This is a genomic window from Streptomyces triticirhizae, assembly GCF_003696235.1.
Taxonomy (GTDB): domain Bacteria; phylum Actinomycetota; class Actinomycetes; order Streptomycetales; family Streptomycetaceae; genus Streptomyces; species Streptomyces triticirhizae.
The window spans coordinates 1-21440 of the sequence record NZ_RFFJ01000109.1 but is presented as its reverse complement, the minus strand read 5'-3'; the positions used below and the strand labels follow the sequence as shown (position 1 = coordinate 21440).

Below are 21440 nucleotides of genomic sequence, written 5' to 3'. Positions count from 1 at the left end.
CCCGTCGCGGCGCCCCGGCCCGCCGCCGCGCCGGCCGCCCTCCCGCTGGGCGCGACGGTCGTGCCCGGGGGCGTGCACTTCGCCGTGCACGCCCCGCACGCCGAGCGGCTCGCCCTGCTGCTGCTCGACCCGGAGCACGGCGACCCGCTGGCCGAGGTGCCGTTCCCCGACGAGGGGCGCTCCGGCGGGCGTTGGGACCTCACCATCCCCGGCCTCGCCGCCGGCGAGGCGGACTACCTGCTGGTCGGGCCCGAGGGCGAGCTGCTGCTCGACCCGCACGCCAGGGCGCTGGCCGGCGGCGAGGAGTGGGGCGTCCGGCCGCGCTGGCGGTGCGTGGTCACGGCCACGGGCGCGCGTCGCCGCCGGCCGCCGCGCCCCGCGCTCCCGGTCGAGGACCTGGTCGTCTACGAGCTGCATGTGCGCGGCTTCACCCGCCACCCCTCGTCCGGCGTCGCGCACCCGGGCACCTTCGCCGGCCTGCGGGAGAAGGTCGACCACCTGGTCCGGCTCGGCGTCACCTGCGTGGAGCTGCTGCCGATCTCCGAGTTCGACGAGACCGACAACACCTACCGGGAGCCGGGCACCGACCGGCCGCTCGCCAACTTCTGGGGCTACGACCCGGTGGCCTGGGCGGCCCCGAAGGCCGCCTACGCCGCCCGCCCGCACCGCGCCGGCGCGGTGCGCGAACTGCGCGCGCTGGTCGACGCGTTGCACGCCGCCGGCATCGAGGTGATCCTCGATGTGGTCCTCAACCACACGGCGGAGGGCGACCACCGGGGGCCCACCCTCTCGCTGCGCGGCCTGGACGAGGAGAGCTACTACCTGCTCGCCCCCGACGGCGGCCACCGCAACCTGACGGCCACCGGGAACACCGTCAACGCCAACCACCCCGTCACCCGCGCCCTGATCCTGGACTGCCTGCGCCACTGGGTGCGCGCCTACGACGTGGACGGCTTCCGCTTCGACATGGCGGGCATCCTGACCCGGGGCGCCGACGGCACGCCGCTGGCCGACCCGCCGCTGCCGCGCGAGATCGCCGAGGACCCGGTGCTGGCGGGCCGGCGGCTGATCGCCGAGGCCAACGACGCGACCGGCCTCGACCTGGTTGGCGCGTTCCCCTCCCCCACCGCCGCCCTCGGGCAGCGCTGGTCCGAGTGGAACGACCGCTACCGCGACGCCGTCCGGCGGTTCCTCACCGGCCACGACGACACCGCCCGGGAGCTGGCGCTGCGGCTGGCCGGGTCGCCCGACCTCTACGGCGAACGCGGCGCCGGCTCCTCCGTCAACTACGTGACCAGCCACGACGGTTTCACGCTGGCGGACTGGGCCTCCTACGACCGGCCGCACAACGAGGCCAACGGCGAGGGCGGCACGGACGGCATCGCGGTCAACCACAGCTGGAACTGCGGCTGGGAGGGCCCCACGGAACGCCCCGACGTTCTGTGCCGCCGGGCCCGACTGGTGCACGGTGCCCTCACGTTGCTCGCGGTCAGCACCGGCGTTCCGATGATGACCGCCGGAGACGAGTTCGGACGCACCCAGCGGGGCAACAACAATGCGTATGGTCAGGACAACGAGGTCAGCTGGGTCGACTGGACGCTCGCCGAACGGCACGTCCGGCAGCTGGAGTTCGTCCGGCGCCTGTGGGACTTCAGGCGACGCCACCCGGCGCTCCGCCGGAGCCACGCGCCGTCCGAGGAACGCCCCGAAGGCTGGGCGTACCCACCGGTCAGCTGGCACGGCGAACGCCCCCACGAGCCCGACTGGTCGCCGTCGTCGCGGCTGGTCGTCGGGGTGTTCCACCAGGAGCCGCCGGAGGGCGAGCGCGACACCGTCCTGGTCGCCGTCAACGCGGACACCCGACCGCGCACGGTCACGCCGCCCCCCGCCCCGCGCGGGACGCACTGGCACCTCTTCGTCGACACGGGGCACGCGAGGGGGCCGCGCGCCCACCGGCCGGGGCGCGAGCCCCGATGGCCCCGAGCCAGCCACGGGGACGAGCCTCCCGTACTGAAACTGGCGGCGCACTCAACGCTGGTGCTGACCGCCGTGCCCACCGTGCCCGTCCGTACCCCGACGCCCCTCGGGAGCTGACGGCGAAGTTCACCGGCGGTGACGACGTCGCCGCCGACCCACACCCAAGGAGAGAGCATGTCCTTCGAAGCGTATCTGGGTTTCACCGGTGACTCGGCCGCCGTGCACCTCTCGGGCGACCTCAGGGAGGTCGACGTTCCCGTGCTGCGGTCGCTGATCGACCAGGCCCTCGGCCGGGGCGCACGACAACTCGTCCTGGAGGCGGACGAGTTGAGGTCCCTCGTGGCCGGCGGCGCCCGCTGCCTGGCCTTCGCGCAGCAGCGCCTCCCCGAGCCGGGCCACATCGTGGTCAGGGGGGCGTGCGAGCCGGTGCGCCGCACCTTGGCACAGGCGGGCATCGAGGACGCGCTGACCCTCGTGGACAGCCGCGTCGCCGAAGGAGGCTAGACGGTCCGCTCGGCGCCGACGGGGGACCGAACAGCCATGTATCAGGATGTTTGCAATCTAGGGGGAAACGTGAGTTCCGCTCCGACATATCCGGTCATGTATGGGGACGAGATCGATGCTCTGGTCAGCGCGTTCTGTCAGCGTGTCTTCGATTCCATGCCGCGTGTGGACCAGCGCCGGTGGGCCGAGGTGTATCTGCGGGGGCTGCTCTTCCTCGAAGGCAGAAAGACGGTGAGGAAGATGGCGGAGAACGTGCTCTGTCTCCCCGTCAACCAGTCGCTCCAGCAGTTCATCAACCAGAGCCCCTGGGACTGGGTGCCGATCCGGGCCGAGGTCGCCCAGCGCCGCGCGCTGTCCTCCCCCTCCCGGGCCTGGCTGGTGAGCCGCGCGACGATACCCAAGCGCGGCAGCCATTCCGTCGGGGTGGTGCAGCAGTTCGTGCCCGAGGCCGGGCGGCGCCTCAACTGTCAGGTGGGACTGGCCCTTTCGCTCGCCGACGACAGCACCGACGTGCCGGTGAACTGGCGCCTGCTGCTGAGCGGGAAGTGGGCCCACGACAAGAACGCCCGGGAGAAGGTCTATCTGCCGGACGACGTCACGGGCCAGCCCGAGTGGGCCGAGATCCTGTCCATGGTCGACGAGACGATGCGCTGGGGCATCCCGCCGGCGCCACTCGTCACCGACATCGCCGACTCCCGGGACGCCGTCGCCCTGGCGAGCGCCTTAACCGAACGGGGCGTCGACTTCGTGCTCAGGACGGACGACTCGCTGCGCACCCTGGCGCCCGAACCGCTGCTGGCCGAGGCCGGCCCACTCCCCAGGGGCCGCTCGCGCCTGAGCAACCGCCGGGCCCGACGCGCGGCCAACGAACGCGTCACGTACGGCGAACCACGCGCCCAGGGCGTCTCGTTCGTCTCCGCCCAGGTACATCTGCCCACCCGCACCCGAGACCGCTCGGGAACCGTCGTCCGCCTGGTGCTACAGCGCACCACCGACCGGTTCTCCGGCGGCACCTGGATCACCAGCCTCGCCCAGCGCCCCCTGGACGACGTGATGCGCCTGGCCGGACTCACCAAGCGTGGAAAGGGAACGCTCCACCAACTCAGGTCCGGCTTCGGACTGAATGACTTCGAGGGGCGCTCCTTTCGAGGGTGGCACCACCACATGACGATGGTGTCGGTTGCCTGGGCGTTCAGTCAAGAGCTTCTGGGCGCCAATCATGCCCTGGGTACGCCCACTCCCGCCCTGCTGTGAACAACCTACGCTGACGTTTCCTACCACTGACAGGGACGGGATACGTCGGGTCCTGGCATCCATACTGTGCGGCCGGGGGGTTCGCCCCCCGGCCGCCTGCCGACCCGACCCGACCCGAGGGGCGAACGACCCGTCATGACAGCACCCCACACCCAGGCCCCCGACCTGCCCGACGCCCTGGCGCCCCGGCCGACCTTCGCCCTGGGCGGGCGCACGCCGGTGCGCCGCCTCGGCTTCGGCGCGATGCGGCTGGCCGACGGCCCGGTCCCGGTGCCCCACCCGTCCCCGGTGTGGCGGCCCCCGGCGCGGCGGGACAACGCCCTGCGCGTGCTGCGCCGGGCCGTGGAGCTGGGCGTCGAACTCGTCGACACGGCCGACGCCTACGCGCTCGGCGGCAACGAGGAACTCGTCGCCGAGGCCCTCCACCCCTATCCCGAGCGACTGTTGATCGCCACCAAGTGCGGCGTGGCGCGCCCCTCGCGCGACGAGTGGGTGCCGCTGGGCCGCCCCGAGTACCTGCGCCAGCAGGCCGAACTCAGCCTGCGCAGGCTGCGCGTCGACACCCTCGGCCTGCTCCAGCTGCACCGGCTGGACCCGCAGGTGCCACTGGCCGACCAAGTGGGGGCGCTCAAGCGGCTCCGCGACGAGGGGAAGGTCGAACACATCGGCCTCTCCGAGGTCTCCGTGCGGCAGATCGAGGAGGCCTCGGCCATCGTGCCCATCGCGGCGGTGCAGAACCAGTACAACGTGGCCGACCGCCGCCACGACGCCGTGGTCGACCACTGCGCGCGGCACGGCATCGCCTTCCTGCCGTTCTTCCCCATGGCGCTGGGCGACCACGCCCGCCCCGGCGGCCGGCTGGGCCGCGTCGCCGAACGGGTGGGCGCCACCCCGGCCCAGGCGGCACTGGCCTGGCTGCTGCACCGCTCCCCCACCGTGCTGCCGATCCCCGGCACCTCGTCCGAGGAGCATCTCGTCGAGAACATGGGCGCGTTGAACGTCCGCTTCGACGAGACGCAGCTGCGCGAGCTGGACTCCCTCACCTAGGTCGTGCCCGGGGGCCGGGCCCCCGGCGCTCCGCCCGCGCGACGCCCCTGCGGGGGCGTCGCGTCCGGGTGCTGCCCGGAGGCGACCACCGTCCGGCGCCCGGCGGGCCCCGCGCTGGGGAGCCTCACGCGACGGCGGCCGTCACGCGCCGGTTTCGCTCCGCTGGGCGGTCTTCGCCGCCACGCCCTCGTTGCTCAGGTCGGTCAGCAGGCGCAGCGCCGCCTCCGAGGGCGAGCCGGGCTCGGCCATGAACATCGCGAGCCGCTGCCCCTCGTCGTCCGGCAGCGCCACCACCTCGTTGACCAGGGACATCGAGCCCACGACCGGATGCTGGAAGTGGCGCACGAAGTGGGAGCAGCTGCGGATCGGGTGCGCGCTCCAGAGCGTGGCGAACTCCTGGCTCTTGACGCTCAGTTCGCCGATGAGCGCGGTCAGCGCCTGGTCGTCGGGGTAGCGCCCGGCGACGATGCGCAGGTCGGCGACGGCGTCCCGCGCCTTGGCCTTCCAGTCGACGTACAGCTCCCGGCAGTGCGGGTCGAGGAAGACCATCCGGGCCAGGTTGGGGCGGCTGGCCGGCCGGTCGGGGGCCGCGTAGTCCAGGTGCCCGGCCAGCAGCGCGTGGGCCGGCCGGTTCCAGGCCAGGATGTCGGTGCCGCGCCCGATGGCCAGCGCCGGCATGGTGGCGGTCCGCACCAGCAGCCGCACCCCGTCGCGCAGCCGCTCCGGGCGCGGCCGGCGGGCGCCGCCCTTCCGGCCCGACTGGCCGGCGAGGCTGAAGAGGTGGTCCCGCTCGTGCTCGTCGAGGCGCAACACCCGGGCCAGCGCGTCGAGTACGGCGTCCGACGCCTTGCCGCTCTGGCCCTGCTCCAGCCGCGTGTAGTAGGCGACGCTCACCCCGGCCAGCTGCGACAGCTCCTCGCGGCGCAGCCCCGGCACCCGGCGACGCCCGCCGTAGTGCGTCAACCCGACATCCTCCGGCAGCAGTCGGGACCGCCGCGAGCGGAGGAACTCGCCCAACTCGGATCGCTGTGGATGCATGGGAACGATTCTCCCTGACCGTCCGTCAGGGAGCCTACCCCTGGGAGTGGTAGGCAACGACTGCGTAGGCTGATCAGAGGGCTGGGTAGACACGACGGACGGGCGCAGGCTGTTTCTCGACCGGCAATGACTCCCCCGAAAGGCAGAGCCGTGACGAACAGCCCGTCCCCTCCGCAGAGCGCACCGGTTGACGACGAGTCGAGCCTGGGTGCCAGGGACTGGATGATCCTGGTCACCCTGTGCAGCGCGACCTTCGTGGTCGGCCTGGACTTCTCCATCGTCGCCGTGGCGCTCCCCGAGATCGGCACCGCGCTGGGCTTCGCCACCACCGGTGACCTCCAGTGGGTGGTCACCGCCTGCCTGCTCCCCACGGCGAGCCTGCTCCTCCTCTTCGGGCGGCTGTCGGACCGGGCGGGCCGGCGCAACCTGTTCCTGCTCGGCCTGCTGCTGCTGGTCGCCACCTCGCTGGTCGCCGGACTGGCCAACAACCCGGGAACGCTGGTCGCCGCCCGCGCCGGCCAGGGCATCGCCGGGGCGATGATCAGCCCGACCGCGCTCGCCCTGCTGACCACGGTCTTCCCCGAAGGCCCCAAGCGCGCCAAGGCGTTGGGGATCAACGGCGCCCTGCTGTCGCTCGGCTTCGTCGTGGGCACCATCGGCGGCGGCGTGATCACCAGCGCCTTCAACTGGCGCTGGACGATGCTGATCATGGCCATCGTGGGCGGCGCCGTGCTGATCAGCGGCCTGGCCGTGCTGCCTGCCGACCGGGAGCGCACCCGGCGGGCCCTGGACGTGCCCGGCGCGGTCCTGGTCAGCGGCGGCCTCTTCGCCCTGGTCTACTGGGTGAGCACCGGCGCCGACAGCGGCTGGGGCAGCGGCCCCACCGTGGCCGCCCTGGTGCTCGCGGTGCTGCTGCTCGGCGCGTTCCTGCTGGTCGAGAGCCGGCACCCGTCGCCGCTCGTGCCGCTGCCGCTGCTCAACCGGCCCTCGATCAAGTGGGGTTGGGTCGTCGGCCTGATCACCTTCGGCATGTGCGGCGGCACCACCGTGCTGCTCAGCCTCTACATGCAGGAGATCCTGGGCTGGAGCGCCCTGGAGACCGGCTTCGGGTTCCTCGCCGAGGGGCTGGCCGCCCTGGTCTCCGGCCTCGTCGTCTCCCGGCTGATCACCTCCTGGGGCGGCACCAGGACCCTGGTCGTGGGCCTCGGCATCCAGGCCGTCGGGACCGGCGCCATGGTCGTGCTGCCCAACGACGGGAACCTCACGCTGCTGCTCGTCACCTCGGGCGCGATGGGCTTCGGGCACGTCCTGGCGGTGGTCGCGTTCATCACCGCGATGACCTCCGGGCTCGGCGACGACGAGCAGGGCGTGGTCGGCGGCCTCGCGCAGATGCCGCAGTTCGTCGGCGCCATCGGCACCGCGGCGCTCGCCGCCATCGCCAGCAGCCGCACCAGCGCTCTGGAGTCGACGCGCTCCGCGCTCGACGCCCAACTCGGCGGCCTGCACGCCGGGATGCTCGCCGCCGGCCTGGTCTGCCTGGCCGGCGTGCTGATCACAGTCCTGTTCCTACGCCGTCCGGTCACCCCGCCGGGCGAAGGTCCCTCGGCGGACGTGAACGAGCCCCCACTCGGTTCCGAGGGCTCCGGCCCCGCGGAGGTAGCGGCTCGCTGAGGACCACGGCGGCTCACCCTTTCCCCCGGAGGGTGGGCCGCCGTGCCATTTCCGCGTTTCCCCGCCGGGTCCTCCCCGGTTCTCCCGTGCGTTCCGGTTTTTCGGGCCGCTGCCGATCCCGGCAGCGGCCTACTGCGTGAAGTCCCCACAATGCGCGTGCGCTCGCCCGGAATCGTTGAGGGCCGTCGTGGCCGAACCGTTCAATGGAGGCATTCCAGCGAACGGAGCAACACCGTGACAGAAGACCTTCCCTCACCCTTTCCCGACGCGGCGGGCGGGGAGAATTCCGACTCCGCCCGCCGGGCGCGGAACATCGCCTCGTTACGCACCTATTTCCGGCTTCTCGAGGACCGGGACATCGACTCCTGGATCGAACTCTGGGCGGACGGCTGTTCCGTGGTCGCGCCCTACGCCGGTGGGCGCGTCCCGAGCCTCCTCAGCGGCCGGGCCGACGTCTACGCGTTCTACCGGGACGAGGCCGACGGATACGCGCGGCTCAGCTTCCCCGACACCGACATCATCGCGACGGACGACCCGGACCGCGTCGTCGTCCACTGGTACCCGCGCGGCGAGCTGACCGACGGCACGCGCTACCAGAACGAGAACATCGGCATCTTCGAGTTCGACGCGGACGGGCGCATCCGCCGCTTCACCGAGTTCTTCAACCCCCTCGGCCTGACCGGCCGTTCCGACCCGGCCGACGAGAGGTGAGCCCCGTGTCGCCGACCCCCTCAGCCGCCCCGGCCCCCGGCGACCGTGCCGGCCGCGCGCTGCCCCACTCCACCGACGTGCTGATCGTCGGTGCCGGCCCGACCGGCCTCGCGCTGGCCTCGGCGCTGCGCACCATGGGCGTGGACCACGTGTTGATCGACCGGGCCGCCGCGCCCGCCGTGCACTCCCGGGCCGCCGCAGCGCACGCCCGCACCCTGGAGTCGCTCGCGACCATCGGCGCCGCCGAGCCGCTGGTGGCCAGGGGCCGCCCCGGGCGGGCCTTCGTCGCGCGCGACGGGGAACGCCAGGTCGTCTCCACGCCGTTCGACGAGTTGGACACGCCCTACCCCTTCGTGCTCGCCGTGCCCCAGCAGACCACCGAGGAGGTGCTCCAGGCCCGGCTGGAGGAGCTGGGCGGCACCGTGCACCGCCGGCACACGCTGCTGGACCTCACCGAGCTGTACCCGGGGATGAACGCCCTGGTCGTCAACGACGAGACGGGCGAACTCACCTCGGTGCGGGCCCGCTACGTGGTGGGCTGCGACGGCATCCACAGCACCGTCAGGCAGCGCACCGGCATCCCGTTCGTCGGGCACGACCGGCCGCACAACTTCGCGCTGATCGAGTTCGAGATGGAGTGGTCGGGCCCGGAGGGCGAGATCACCTTCTTCTTCTCGCCGGCCGGGCTGCTGGCCGTCTCCCATCTGCCGGGCGACCTCTACCGGATCGTCGCGCTGGTCGACGACGACGCCGGCACGCCGACCCTGGAGGACATCCAGCACATGCTCGACACCCGGGGCCCCACGGCCGCCGGGGCGCGGGTCAAGCGGCTGGAGATGGCCTCCACCTGGCGGGTCACCCACCGGCTGGCCGACGCGTTCTCGAAGGGCCCGGTGTTCCTCGTCGGCGACGCGGCCCATGTGCACAGCCCGGTCGGCGCGCAGGGCATGAACACCGGCATCCAGGACGCGTTCAACCTCGCCTGGAAGCTGGGCGCCGTGCTCGACGGCACCGCCTCGCCCGAGCTGCTCCACACCTACAACGCCGAGCGCCGCGCGATCGCCCAGGGCGTGCTCGGCTTCACCGCCCAGCTGCACGACGCCTCGACGCTGAGCGACGCGGAGAGCATCCACCTGCGGAACGAGGTGCTGGCCGCCGCCAGCCACATCCCCGAGTTCCAGACCTGGTTGGCCCGCCGCCTCGCGCAGATCGCCACGGCCTACCCGGGCGCCGAGCCCGGCACGCCGCACCCGCGCGTCGGCGAGCGGATGCCGCCGCGCCCCGGCATGGCCGAGGGCATCGGCTGGTCGCTGCTGCTGCCGCCCGGGCTCGACGCCCCGACGGCGCGCGCCGTCGAGGAGGCCGCCGCCGCCAGCCCGACCCGGCTCGCCGTGGCGGAGGTCGCTGACCTGCCGCACGCCGTGCTGGTGCGGCCCGACGGCCATGTCGCGCTGACCGCGCCCGGGCCCGAGGCCGCCACGCTGCCCGAGGCGCTGCGCGGCTGGCTCAACCGGCCCTGGCCGGCGGACGCCTGAGCGGAACGGCTCCGCGCCGGCCTCCCCCGCCGCCTCTCCCCTTCCCCGTCCCCGTTCGCCCAGTTCCGGGCACGCCCCCGCCGCCACGGCCGACGTCGGCGTGCCCGCATCCGATCACCGGGAGTTCCCATGGCCCTGACCTACACCCGCCCGCCGGGCGCCACCACGCTGATGCACGTCGCCGTCATGTGCCCCGACATCGAGGCGTCCCTCCGCTTCTACCAGGAGGGCCTCGGCTTCACCCGCCGCTACGAGTTCACCGAGAGCGCCACCCGCGAGGGCCGGACCGTCTACCAGGGGCGCGGCATCTACGTCGAGTTGGCCGGCCACGCCTACGTCGAGCTGTTCCCCGGCGGGCGCCCCGGCGTCACCTCCGAGGACGGGCCGCTGGCGCACATCGCGCTGATCGTGCCCGACGTGGACGAGGCGTACCGCTCCAGCCTGCGGGCCGGCGGCCAGCCGCACGGCCTGGGCGACTGGACCGGCGAGCCGATGTCCCTGACCCTCAACGGCTCGCCCGAGGTGGACGTGCGGGTGGCCTTCGTCCGGGGCCCGGCCGGCGAACTCGTCGAGCTGTACGAGCAGCACTCCCCGATCGTGGCCCGCTGACCCGACGCCGGCCGGCACCGCGACCCCGCACAGCACCGCCCCGCACCTGACCACACGAAACGACCCCCTCGGGAGAATCATGCGCTACACCGTGCTCGGCAAGACCGGCGTCCGGGTCTCCGAACTGGCCCTGGGCACCGTCACGTTCGGCGAGGACTGGGGATGGGGGGCGCCCCGGGAGACCAGCGCCCGCATCCTCGACGCCTACGCCGACGCCGGCGGCAACTTCATCGACACCGCCGACCACTACACCGGCGGCACCTCCGAGACCATGCTCGGGGAGCTGCTCGGCGCCCGGCGGGACCGGTTCGTCCTGTCCACCAAGTTCACCCTCCAGACCGACCTGGCGGACGTGAACTCCGCCGGCAACCACCGCAAGAACCTCGTCTCCTCCATCGAGGCGAGCCTGCGCCGGCTGCGCACCGACTACCTCGACCTGCTGTGGGTGCACGCCCACGACACGCTGACCCCGGTGCCCGAGCTGATGCGGGCCCTGGACGACCAGGTGCGCGCGGGGAAGGTGCGCTACGTCGGCGTCTCCAACTGGCCGGCGTGGGAGGTCGCGCAGGCCAACACCCTGGCCGAGCTGCGGGGCTGGTCCCCGTTCGTCGGAACGCAGATCCGCTACAACCTGCTGGAGCGGGGGCCCGAGCGCGATCTGCTGCCCATGGCGCGGCAGTTCGACCTGCCGGTGTTCTGCTGGGGCGCGCTGGCGGAGGGCCGCCTCACCGGCAAGTACCTGGAGGGCGGCACCGGACGGCTGACCGTGCAGCCGCGCGACCACAGCTCGCAGGGCAGCGACACCCTGGTCAGGGAGGTCGTCGCCATCGCGGCCGAGGGCGGCTGGACCGCCGCCCAGGTCGCCCTCGCCTGGCTCATGTCCCGGCCCGGCACCGTGATCCCGCTGTTGGGCGCCACCAAGGAGTACCAGCTCCAGGAGACCCTCGGCGCGACCGAGGTCCGGCTGACGGCCGACCAGTTGGAGCGGCTGGAGGCGGTCTCCGCCATCACCCTGGGCTACCCGCACGACCTGATGCGGGACCCGATCACCCTGCACGACATGTACGGGCCGCAGTGGCGGGACATCGAGGACCGCCGCACCACCGTGCGGCGCGGGGTGGCCGACGACGCCTTCCACCCGGTGCCGCGCGACTGACCTGGCCCGGTCCGGCCGGGCCGTCGCCCGGCCGGACCTCCCTTTCCGAACAGATCGCTTTCCAGAACAGATCGCCATTCCACATTCCTAGGAGTAACGCAATGGTGGACGCGGCACGCACCCGGGAGATCGTCAGCAAGCTGTTCGCCGACGTCGCCTCGGGAAACGTCGAGGGAGTTCTCGCCGCCCTCGCCAACAACATCGTCTTCGACCTTCCGCGCACCGACCACAATCTCGCCGTTCCCAACACCGGCCGCTGGCTCGGAAAGGAAGGTGTCATCGAGGCGTTCCGGCTCCGCAGCGAACGGAGCGAGGTCACCGAGTTCGAGCAGCGCGACATGGTGGTCGAGGGCAACCGGGCCTTTGTCATCAACTACCAGAAGATTCACCACCGGGTCACCGGATTCGAGGTCGACTTCGAGTTCGCGATGATCCTCACCGTTGGCGACGACGAACTCGTCCACCACTGGAAGGCGTTCTTCGACGCCTCCGGCGAGGTCGCCATGTTCCGCTCCGACGCGAACCAGCGGCTGTTGGCCGCCGTGACGAACGGCGACCGGCGGGGCGTGACCGCGCTGCTGCGGGAGGGCGCCGACCCCAACCACCGCGACCCCGACAGCGGCCTGACGGTGGTGCAGACGGCGGCGGGACGGGGGGACGCCGCGATGGTGCGCCAGCTGATCGAGGCGGGCGGCGACGTGTACGGCGCCGACAGCCGCGCCGGAACCACCGCCCTGCACAAGGCGATCCAGCGCGGCGACCTGGAGACCGTGCGGGTGCTGGTGGAGGCCGGGGCCTTCGTGGACGCCGTGGCGCCCACCACCGGCCACACCCCGCTGATGGACGCCCTGTGGTTCAAGTGGCCCGAGATCGTCAGCTATCTGCTGGACCAGGGCGCGGGCCTCGGCCTGCACACCCACTACGGGTTCTCGCTCCAGGAGCACTTCGAGTACGAGCTGAACGTCAACGTGCACGGCAAGGAACGGCTGCTCCAGGCCGAGGAGTTGCTCAGGGAGCGCCGGCGCCGGGACGAGCGTCTGATCGCCGAGCAGCGCCTGATGGCCGCCGTCGTCAGCGGCGACACCGCCCGGGTGCGGAGCCTGATCGCCTCGGGCGCCGACCTGGAGGCCCGCTTCCCGGTGGTCAACGGGTTCAACGACCGCCACACCCCGCTGCTGGTGGCCAGCAGGGACGGACACACCCAGATCGTCCAGGCCCTGGTGGCGGCGGGCGCCGACGTCAACGCGACGGAGCCGACCTTCGGGGCGTCGCCGCTGCACAAGGCCGTCTACAACGGCCACGCCGACATCACCCGGCTCCTCGTGGACGCGCCCGGCGTCGACCTCGACTACCAGGGCGCGACCAACGGCTACACCCCGCTGCACGACGCGCTCTGGCACGGCTACGAGGACTGCGCCCGCGTCCTGTTGAGCGCCGGCGCGCGCACCGACCTGCGGGGGCACGACGACAAGACGGCGCTCGACGTGGCCCGCGAGACCTTCGGCGACCAGCACCCCCTGGTGCGGGCGGTCGCCGAGCGCGGCGCCTGACATCCCCGGCGGCCCGCGCGAGGGGCCGCCCACACCACACGCGGCGAACACCGAGAGACGGCGAAGACCGAGAAACGGAGCACGGCCATGTTGTTCTACGTCCAGATGAAGTGGAAGCACGAGGGGCGCATCTCGCTCGACGAGCTGTGGGAGATCGAGCGCGAGGAGGCCGAACACGCCCAGGAGACCCTGGACTCGGGGTTCTGCGTCGGCATCTGGAAGGTGGCCGCGCAGAAGCGGGTCATCGCCATCATCGACTCCCCGGACGCCGAGGAGCTGGACCGCACCGCGCTGGGTCGCCTCCCGATGCGGGAGTACCTGGAGTTCGAGGAGGTCTGGCCGCTCCGGGACTACCTGGGGTTCGCCGAGGACGTCAAGGCCCGCTACCGCGTTTGAAGAGCAGGGGAGCCGGCGCCGGGCGGGAACAGGCCCGCGCCCGTCCCGCCGGCCGCCCCAACACGCCAAGGAGACCCCATGATCCACCAGCTCATCTTCGCCTTTCCCCGCCCGGGCATGAGCGAGGAGGCGTTCCAGCAGTACTGGCTCGAAGAGCACGCCGTGCGCTACGCCAGCAAGATCCCGCAGATCCGCCGGTACTCCGTCGACACCCGGGTGCCCCGCAGGGGCGAGACGTCCGAACCGCTGTGGAGCGGCCTGGCCGAGATCTGGCTGGCCAACGCGGAGGAGCAGGTCGCCTCGCTCCAGACCCCGGAGTTCCTGGAGGGCGCGCGCCTCGACGAGCCCCGCTGGGCGGCGTTCTGGCGCACGGTGGTGCTCGACACCGAGACCGAGACGGTCCTTCCCGGGGTGCCCGACGGCCAACCCCAGCCGGGCGTCAAGCTGGTGGTGCTGGCCAAGCGCCGCGAGGGCATGACGGTGGAGGAGTTCCGCAGGTACAGCCGCGACCTGCACGCCCCGCTGGTCACGGCGCTGCCCGGCATCCGGCGCTATGACCAGTCGTACACGCTGGACTCCTGGTACGCCATCAGCGAGCCGCCGTTCGACGCGGCCTACCACCTGTGGTTCGACGACCCCAGCGCGGTGGACGCGGCGGAGGAGAGCGCCCAACAGGCCCAGGTGCTCGCGGACTTCGACAACTTCGTCAACCCGCGCTACCGCCACGCGCTGCTCTTCCGGCAGAACTGGGTGATCGGCCCCCGCGCCCGCTGAGCCCTCCCCCTCCCCGGCCCGTGGGGTGCCCCGCCCGCCCATGCGGGGCACCCCACGGAGCGTGAACGGGCCCGCGAGGACGGAAAGGTGCGCGGCACGCACCAGGCTCGCTACGGTGCGGTCATGGGCGATCAACCAGGGACGGAACTGGGCCTGCGCGGCCGGAAGAAGCTGGCCACCCGGCGCGCGTTGAGCGAGGCCGCGCTGCGCCTCGCCGCCGAGCGCGGGCTGGAGAACGTCCTCGTCGAGGACATCGCCGCCGCCGTCGGCGTCTCCCCCCGGACGTTCAACAACTACTTCTCCAGCAAGCAGGAGGCGATCGTCAGCCTGGTGGTCGCCAGGGCGGCGGGGCTGTGCGACGCGGTGGCCGCGCAGCCGCCCGAGATGCCGCTGTGGGAGGCGATCGCCGAGGCGGCGATCCGGCACGTGCGGCCGGAGGAGTCCGAGCAGTGGCGGCTCGGCGCCCTGCTGATCAGGGACACCCCCGCGTTGGAGGCCGAGCAGCTCAGGGCCTATGCGGGCATCGAGAGTTCGCTGGCCGTGGTCATCGCCGCGCGCACCGGGACCGATCCGCGCGCGGCCCTCTTTCCCGGGCTGGCCGCCTCGGTCGCGGTCGGCGCGATCCGCGCGGCGCTGCGCCACTGGCTGGACGCCGGCGGGGACCGTTCCTACCCGGACCTGCTGCGCCAGGTGCTGCGCGGGGTCGGCGCCGGCCTGGGCGAACCCGGCCGGCCGGACCACCGGCTCCCCCGTTGACGCGCCCGGTCGCGGCGGGCGCCACAGCGTCCACAGGGTGTGCGGGCCGCGCACGCGGACCGGGCGCACGCCTTCTGCGGCTGCTCCTGTAGCCGCTCCTGTGGCGACGTCAACTCCGCCGGCTGAGCCGGCGGTTGGGGCCGGCCGCGGGCCCGTGCGCGACCGGCGCGGGGCGGCGGAACCGACCACGGCCACGGACACATCACCTGTTTGACGGGTAACGGCGCACGGGGCACCCTGGGGAGACCAGGCGGGTGAACCATCCGCCGGCGAGGATCGGAGGTTCCGCCGTGAACACCGAGACGAGCACCACCGCGACCGCGACCACCGTGCCGGCTCCCGGCGCGGCCGGCGACGGCGCCACGGCCGCCCGACAGGCGCGGTACGGCCGGCTGCCCGAGCGCGTTCCGCTCGACGAGCTGGTCGAGGAGCGGGAGGGCTCGCCCTCCGGCAGCACCCGCGCCACCGGCTTCACGCCGTGGCAGTGGACACACACCGCGTGCCTGGCGCTCGACCTCGCGCCCTGAGGCACACCACACACCCCAGCGGGGCCCGGCTCGCGCCGGGCCCTTTCCCATGCCGTGCTCCCCCGGGGTGGCGGCGCCCGCCCCGCGCCCTCCCCCGCGCCGCAGTCCGGTGACCTCCGCCGCCCGCCCGGCGGGTTCCGTTGGCCGAGACCGCACAGGGACGCAGAGTGAGAGGAACTGTCCGGCGCGCTTAAGGGAGACGACCGCCACGTGAACGCCGCCGATCACCCCGCGCCCGCCGAGGCCCCTGCCGACCCCCAGGTCCTCGTCATCTTCGGCGCCACCGGCGACCTGGCCCGGCGCAACCTCTTCCCCGGGCTGTTCCGCCTGTACGCGGCCGGGCTGCTGCCGGAGGACTTCCGCGTCATCGGCTCCGGGCGGCACGCGCCGGGCAGCGACGAGGAGTTCCGCGACCAACTGGGCGAGGCGGTGCGGGAGTTCGCCGGGGAGGTCTTCGACGAGCGGCGCTGGAAGGCGTTCGCCGCCCGGCTCGGCTTCGTCGCCTCGTCGACCGACGACGGCGCGGAGCTGGCCGCAGCCGTCGACCGCGCGCGGCGGGACACCGGCGGAGGGGAACGGGCCCGCCTGCTGCTCTACCTCTCCGTTCCGCCGTCCATCGCCGGCGCGATGGTGGAAATGGTGGGCGCCACCGGCCTGGCCGACGACGCCACGCTGGTGATGGAGAAGCCCTTCGGCACCGACCTGGCCAGCGCCCGCGCGCTGGACGCCACCATCGCCGGCGTCGTCCCGGAGGAACGGGTCTTCCGCATCGACCACTTCCTGGGCCTGGAGGCCGTGCGCACGCTGCTCGCCCTCCGCTTCGGCAACGGGATCTTCGAGTCCTTCTGGAACCGCGAGCACATCGCCTCGGTGGTGATCGACGTGCCGGAGGACCTGGGCCTGGAGGGCCGCGCCGGCTTCATGGAGTCCACCGGGACGTTCCGCGACATGGTCACCACCCACCTCTGCCAGATCCTCGGCGTGGTCGCCCTCGAACCGCCGGCCCGGCTGACCGCCGACGCGCTGCGCGCCGAGAAGCTGCGGGTGTTCCGGGCGTTGCGCCCGTTCGACCCGGCCGAGACGGTCTTCGGCCAGTTCGACGGCTACCGCGCGGAGGAGGGCGTCGCCGAGGACTCGACCGTGGAGACCTTCGTGGCGCTGCGCGCCCGGGTGGACAACCGGCGCTGGCGCGGCGTCCCGTTCCTGCTCCGCACCGGCAAGGCGATGGGCAGCTCGCAACGGCTGCTCACCGTGACCTTCCGCGAGCCGCCGCTGGACCTCTTCGACGCCGACGACCTCGACGACGGCGACCTCGACGACGGGAACGGGGCGCGCCTCCCGGACGCGCTGACGCTGGAGCTGAGCGACCACCCGCTGGTGCGGCTGCGGCTGGCGGCCCGCCGCCCGGGGGCCCAACCACGCCTGGGGCGTGGGGACTTCACCTTCCGGCCGGCGGAGTTCTTCGCCGAGGACGAGCCGCTGGAGGCGTACACCCGGCTGCTGCTGGACGCGCTGCGCGGCGACCAGACGCTGTTCACGGGCTCGGACGAGGTCGAGCGGCTGTGGGAGGTGTGCGAACCGGTGCTCCGCGACCCGCCGGACCCGTTGCCCTACGCCCGGGGCTCGTGGGGGCCCGAGGCGGCGCTGCGGCTGGCCGACCCGCACGGCTGGGCGGTGCCGGAGGCATGAGGCCGCTCGACCCGCCCTATCTGCCGATCGCCGAGCACGGCCTGATCGGCGACCTGCGCACGGCGGCGCTGGTCGGCACCGACGGCCGGATCGACTGGTTCTGCGCGCCGCGCTTCGACTCGCCCAGCGTCTTCGGGGCGCTGCTCGACCCGGAGAAGGGCGGCCACTGGCTGATCGCGCCGGGCTGCCGGGTGGCGCGGCGGCAGCAGTTCTACTTCCCGGACACCAACATCCTGATCACGAGGATGCTCACCGAGGACGGCATGGTCGAGGTCCAGGACTTCATGCCGGTGCTGAGGGAGCGCGACCCGGACCACCGGCAGCGGCTGGTGCGGCGCGTGGTGGCCGTGCGGGGCGCGATGCGGATGTGGACCGAGGTGGCGCCCCGCTTCGACTACGGGCGGGGCGGCCACCGGGTCGAACCGGCCCCCGGCGGCGTCCGGTTCGTCGGCGAGGGCACGGGCGAGGGGCTGACGCTCTCGCTGCTGTCGAGCGTCCCGCTGAAGGTCGAGGGCCGGGAGGCCGGGGGCGGGTTCCGCCTGGCGGAGGGCGAGTCGGCGCTGTTCGTCCTGGACACGGCGGGCGGCACGGCGCAAGGCGGGCTGGACGCGGCCGAGGCGGAGCGGCTGTTCGACGCGACGGTCGCGTTCTGGCGGCGCTGGGTCGGCCAGTCCGTCTACGCCGGGCGGTGGCGCGAGGCGGTGCACCGCTCCGCGCTCACCCTGAAGCTGCTCACCCACGAGCCGTCCGGCGCGCTGATCGCCGCGCCCACGCTCGGCCTGCCGGAGCGGCTGGGCGGCGAGCGGAACTGGGACTACCGGCACGTGTGGATCAGGGACGCCGCGTTCTCGCTGTACGCGCTGCTGCGGCTGGGCTTCACCAATGAGGCGGAAGGCTTCATCAACTGGCTGACCACCCATCTGCACACCGTCGACGGAGAGCCGGGGCCGGACGGGCCGCTGCGGGTGATGTACAGCATCGACGGGGACCCGCGCCTGCCCGAGGAGCGGCTGGACCACCTCGCCGGCTACTGCGGCTCCCGCCCGGTGCGCACCGGGAACAGCGCGTCCGACCAGTTCCAGCTCGACATCTACGGCGAACTCGTCGATTCCATCTACCTGTTCAACAAGTACGGGACGGGCATCTCGCACGACAGCTGGTCCGGGCTGTGCACCAAGCTGGAGTGGATGCTGACGCACTGGGACCAGCCCGACGAGAGCATCTGGGAGACCCGCGCCGGCCGGCAGAACCACACCTACTCGCGGGTGATGTGCTGGGTCGCCGTCGAACGCATGGTGCGGATGGCGCGGCAGCGCGGCCTGCCGGGCGACCTGCCGCGCTGGATGGCGGCGCGGGACCGGATCTACGCCCAGATCATGGAGCGCGGCTGGGACCCGGAGGCCGGCACGTTCGTCCAGCGGCTGCGCGACGGTCAACGGCGGTCCGGGCGGCCGGTGTTGGACGCCTCGCTGCTGCTGATGCCGATGGTGAAGCTGATCTCGCCGACGGACCCGCGTTTCCTCTCCACGCTGGAGGCCATCACCGACAGCCTGGTCGCCGACACCCTGGTCTTCCGCTACGACCCGACGCTCGCGCCCGACGGCCTGGGCGGCACCGAGGGGACGTTCTCGCTCTGCTCGTTCTGGTGGGTGGAGGCGCTGACCAGGGCCGGCCGGGTCGAGCAGGCCAGGTTGGCGCTGGAGAAGATGTTCACCTACGCCAACCACGTCGGGCAGTACGCCGAGCAGATCAGCCTCACGGGCGAGCATCTGGGCAACTTCCCGCAGGCGTTCACGCATCTGGCGCTGATCAGCGCGGCGGCCAACCTGGACCGGGCGATGGGCTGAGCGCCGTGCCACCCCGGTCCGGCGGGGACACGGGGCCTGGCAGCCGAGCGATCGCCGTGGGGTTTCGCGGTTCAGCCGCGCACGGCGACGGCGGCGGCGAGGTCGGTGCCGGCGACGACCAGGCCGGGCGTCGCGGCGAGGGCCAGCAGCGTGTCGCCGGGCGCATCAAAGCCGCCGAGGGCGCACTCCCAGCGGGTGGCGCCGTCGGCGAGCGCCGCGCAGACCAGCACACCGGGCTCGGCGGGGAAGTACACCGCGTCGTCCGCCACGGCGACGGGCAGCACCTCGACGGCGGAGGTCGCCTCCCAGCGCTGGGCGCCGTCGGCCACGTCCAGGGCGCGCAGTCGCTTCCCCCGGGAATCGGGAACGAGCAACAGGTCGCCGGCGGCCACCGGGTTGACCACCGCACCCGAGACCGAGGCGGCCCACCGTTCCTCCCCGGTGGCGGGGTCCAGGGCGTGCAGGGCGCCCCGGCTGGTGCCCACGCAGACCGCCTCGGCGGTGACGGCGGCGGTCGAGACGGTGGTGCCGTCGGTCTCCACGGCCCACCGCTCCTCGCCGGTCGCCGCGTCCAGGGCGTGCAGGGTTCCCCGGCTGTCGCCCAGATAGAGCGTGCCCTCCGCCACCACCGGGTCGGCGAAGTACTGCCGCCCCGCGCCGGGTTCGCCCACCGCCCAGCGTTCCTCCCCGGTGGCCGCGTCCACCGCGCGGACCACGCCGTCCAGGCCGCCGACCACGGCGAGGCCCCCCGCCGCCACCGGCCCACCGACCACGCCCCACTCGCCGGTGGGCAGCGACCAGCGCTCCTCGCCGGTCGCCTGGTCGACGCCCAGCAGCCCGCCGCCGCGCAGCCCGGTGACCACCGTCCCGTCGAGCACCACCGGGCGGCTGGGCCCGGTGCCCGTCTCGACCTGCCAGCGCTCCTCGCCGGTGTCGGCCGCCACGGCGTGGAGGGCGCCCGGGCTCCGGCCGACCAGCAGCAGGTCCCCGACGGGAACGGCGGGACAGGTCGCTGGGCCCCGGGCGAGGGACCAGAGCGGGGTGCCGGGCTCGGCCTCCGGGCCGGCCTCGGGCTCGGCCTCAGCGCCGCATCCGGCGGCGAGCAGGCCCAGGGCGGCGGTCGCCAGAAACCAACGGCGGGTGGTCGACGGTGTGTTCGTCACGCGGGTACCTGTCTGGGGCGTTCCGGATGCGTTGGGCGTCGTGGCCGCGCGGCTCGGGCGGGCGGCCAACGGGCGGGCGTTCACAGGGAGTTCGGCGGCTCGGTGCCCAGGAAGGCGAAGTCGCCGTCCTCGACCCGGTAGAAGAAGGTGCCGCCGCCGACGAAGAGACCGTTCTCCTCCTCGAAGGCGTACTCCTTGGCCACGCCCCGGTGGCGGGTCAGCCGCAGCACCTCGACCACGTCCCGGTGGGTCACCGAGGCGGGGTCCAACTCGGCCAGGCAGCGCGCCAGAACGCCCACCGCGTCATACCCCTCGGCGGCGCCCGGCGGCGGGGGCGCGTCGAAGCGCTCGGTGTACGCCTCGACGAACGCCTCGGCGCCCGGCGCCGCCAGCGGGTCGGTGACCGTGGAGACCAGCAGCCAGCCCTCGGCGGCCGGGCCGGCCGCGTCGAGGAAGCCCGGATCGTGCATCCCCCGGGTCCCGATCGCTGGCCCCCGGTAGCCGGCCTCGGCCAGCTCGGCGGCGAACGGGGCGGCCGCCTCCCACCCGCCGCCGTAGAGCACGGCGCCCGGCGCGTGCCCGAGCACCCTGGCCACCGAGGCCGACTTGTCCACCTCGTCGGCCGGCACCACCTCGGGCACCACGGCCAGCTCGGCGTCGCCCAGCGCGGCCCTGGCGTTGCGGGTGATGTCCCAGCTGTAGAGCGTGGTGTCGTCCACGATCACCACCGGGCCGGCCAGCTCGACCGAGGTCAACAGGGTGACCACGGGCCGGAGTTGGAGCGCGTCCAGCGGGCGGGCCATGGTGTGCACGGCGTTCAGGTGGGCGGACGAGCCGTCGGTCACGTTGAGCACCGGCTTGCGCGCCTCGGCGCAGGGCGTCATCAGCGCGCCGGTCGCCTCGGGCCCGGTGGCGGCGATCACCGCCACCACGGCGTCGTCGTCGGCGAGCAGCCGCGCGCGGCGCTCGGCCTCCTCGGCGGAGCCGGCGTCGTCCTCGACCCGGAGCGCGAGGCGGAACGGCTGCTTGGTGTCCTCGTTGTGGTGGGCGATCGCCAACTCGGCGCCGCTCCGGTACGCGGCGGCGACCTCGGCCAGCGGGCCGCTGAAGTCGCCCTGCAACCCGACCGTCACCGCCGGCCGTTCGGGCGCGGGCGGCGGTGCGCCACCGGCCGTGGGGCGCGAGGACCACCACCACGCGCCCCCGCCGACGGCCGCGAGCCCCGCCGCCGCGCCG

The 21440-nt window shown here is 73.5% G+C and carries 19 protein-coding genes; 16 read left to right on the top strand and 3 right to left on the bottom strand.

Annotated elements, in window-relative coordinates:
- From EBN88_RS18665 to EBN88_RS18650, 4 genes are all read left to right on the top strand, one after another.
- Positions 1 to 2094: glycogen debranching protein (locus tag EBN88_RS18665; protein WP_122185041.1), on the top strand; the 2094-nt coding region annotated here is incomplete at its 5' end.
- A gap of 57 nt (positions 2095 to 2151) precedes the next feature.
- A complete protein-coding gene (locus EBN88_RS18660) occupies positions 2152 to 2481 on the top strand; it encodes an STAS domain-containing protein (protein ID WP_122185040.1) in 330 nt (109 codons plus the stop codon).
- A gap of 96 nt (positions 2482 to 2577) precedes the next feature.
- Positions 2578 to 3735, top strand: coding sequence for an IS701 family transposase (locus EBN88_RS18655; RefSeq protein WP_456114804.1), 1158 nt, complete (start codon positions 2578 to 2580; stop codon positions 3733 to 3735).
- 135 nt (positions 3736 to 3870) lie between these two features.
- Positions 3871 to 4782 (top strand): aldo/keto reductase, encoded by a 912-nt coding sequence (locus EBN88_RS18650; RefSeq protein WP_199742412.1) that lies wholly within the window; start codon positions 3871 to 3873, stop codon positions 4780 to 4782.
- Between the two features lie 141 nt (positions 4783 to 4923).
- Here EBN88_RS18650 and EBN88_RS18645 read toward each other — a convergent pair whose 3' ends face one another.
- Positions 4924 to 5820, bottom strand: a complete 897-nt coding sequence (locus tag EBN88_RS18645) for a helix-turn-helix transcriptional regulator (RefSeq protein WP_122185038.1) — start codon at positions 5818 to 5820, stop codon at positions 4924 to 4926.
- Positions 5821 to 5970: 150 nt separating this feature from the next.
- Between EBN88_RS18645 and EBN88_RS18640 the strand changes: the two genes are divergently transcribed.
- The 12 genes from EBN88_RS18640 (at position 5971) to EBN88_RS18590 (ending at position 19041) form a co-directional block, all read left to right on the top strand.
- Positions 5971 to 7491 (top strand): MFS transporter, encoded by a 1521-nt coding sequence (locus EBN88_RS18640; protein ID WP_233580780.1) that lies wholly within the window; start codon positions 5971 to 5973, stop codon positions 7489 to 7491.
- 234 nt (positions 7492 to 7725) lie between these two features.
- Complete coding sequence (locus EBN88_RS30630; RefSeq protein WP_158621429.1) at positions 7726 to 8202, top strand: nuclear transport factor 2 family protein; 477 nt, start codon at positions 7726 to 7728, stop codon at positions 8200 to 8202.
- A gap of 5 nt (positions 8203 to 8207) precedes the next feature.
- Positions 8208 to 9737, top strand: a complete 1530-nt coding sequence (locus EBN88_RS18635; RefSeq protein WP_158621428.1) for an FAD-dependent monooxygenase — start codon at positions 8208 to 8210, stop codon at positions 9735 to 9737.
- Between the two features lie 129 nt (positions 9738 to 9866).
- On the top strand, positions 9867 to 10346 hold the full coding sequence (locus tag EBN88_RS18630) for a VOC family protein (protein ID WP_122185035.1): 480 nt from the start codon (positions 9867 to 9869) through the stop codon (positions 10344 to 10346).
- A 79-nt stretch (positions 10347 to 10425) separates the two neighbouring features.
- Positions 10426 to 11502 carry an aldo/keto reductase gene (locus EBN88_RS18625; RefSeq protein ID WP_122185034.1) on the top strand — a complete coding sequence of 359 codons (1077 nt, stop codon included), beginning with the start codon at positions 10426 to 10428 and terminating at the stop codon, positions 11500 to 11502.
- Between the two features lie 101 nt (positions 11503 to 11603).
- Positions 11604 to 13052, top strand: a complete 1449-nt coding sequence (locus tag EBN88_RS18620; RefSeq protein WP_122185033.1) for an ankyrin repeat domain-containing protein — start codon at positions 11604 to 11606, stop codon at positions 13050 to 13052.
- A gap of 87 nt (positions 13053 to 13139) precedes the next feature.
- On the top strand, positions 13140 to 13448 hold the full coding sequence (locus tag EBN88_RS18615) for a muconolactone Delta-isomerase (RefSeq protein ID WP_122185032.1): 309 nt from the start codon (positions 13140 to 13142) through the stop codon (positions 13446 to 13448).
- A 78-nt stretch (positions 13449 to 13526) separates the two neighbouring features.
- The gene (locus EBN88_RS18610) at positions 13527 to 14222 is read left to right on the top strand and encodes an EthD domain-containing protein (protein WP_122185031.1); all 696 of its coding nucleotides are present in this window, start codon (positions 13527 to 13529) and stop codon (positions 14220 to 14222) included.
- A 123-nt stretch (positions 14223 to 14345) separates the two neighbouring features.
- On the top strand, positions 14346 to 14978 hold the full coding sequence (locus tag EBN88_RS18605) for an acyl-CoA-like ligand-binding transcription factor (protein WP_122185030.1): 633 nt from the start codon (positions 14346 to 14348) through the stop codon (positions 14976 to 14978).
- A 290-nt stretch (positions 14979 to 15268) separates the two neighbouring features.
- A complete protein-coding gene (locus EBN88_RS18600; RefSeq protein ID WP_233580779.1) occupies positions 15269 to 15505 on the top strand; it encodes a hypothetical protein in 237 nt (78 codons plus the stop codon).
- Between the two features lie 210 nt (positions 15506 to 15715).
- The gene (zwf, locus tag EBN88_RS18595; RefSeq protein WP_122185029.1) at positions 15716 to 17194 is read left to right on the top strand and encodes a glucose-6-phosphate dehydrogenase; all 1479 of its coding nucleotides are present in this window, start codon (positions 15716 to 15718) and stop codon (positions 17192 to 17194) included.
- Entirely contained in the window at positions 17191 to 19041 is a 1851-nt protein-coding gene (locus tag EBN88_RS18590) for a glycoside hydrolase family 15 protein (protein WP_122185028.1), read from the top strand. Before zwf ends, EBN88_RS18590 begins: the two co-directional genes overlap by 4 nt.
- Before the next feature lie 71 nt (positions 19042 to 19112).
- Here EBN88_RS18590 and EBN88_RS18585 read toward each other — a convergent pair whose 3' ends face one another.
- Positions 19113 to 20204 carry an outer membrane protein assembly factor BamB family protein gene (locus EBN88_RS18585; protein WP_158621426.1) on the bottom strand — a complete coding sequence of 364 codons (1092 nt, stop codon included), beginning with the start codon at positions 20202 to 20204 and terminating at the stop codon, positions 19113 to 19115.
- An 80-nt stretch (positions 20205 to 20284) separates the two neighbouring features.
- Positions 20285 to 21440: branched-chain amino acid ABC transporter substrate-binding protein (locus EBN88_RS18580; RefSeq protein WP_147472761.1), on the bottom strand; the 1156-nt coding region annotated here is incomplete at its 5' end.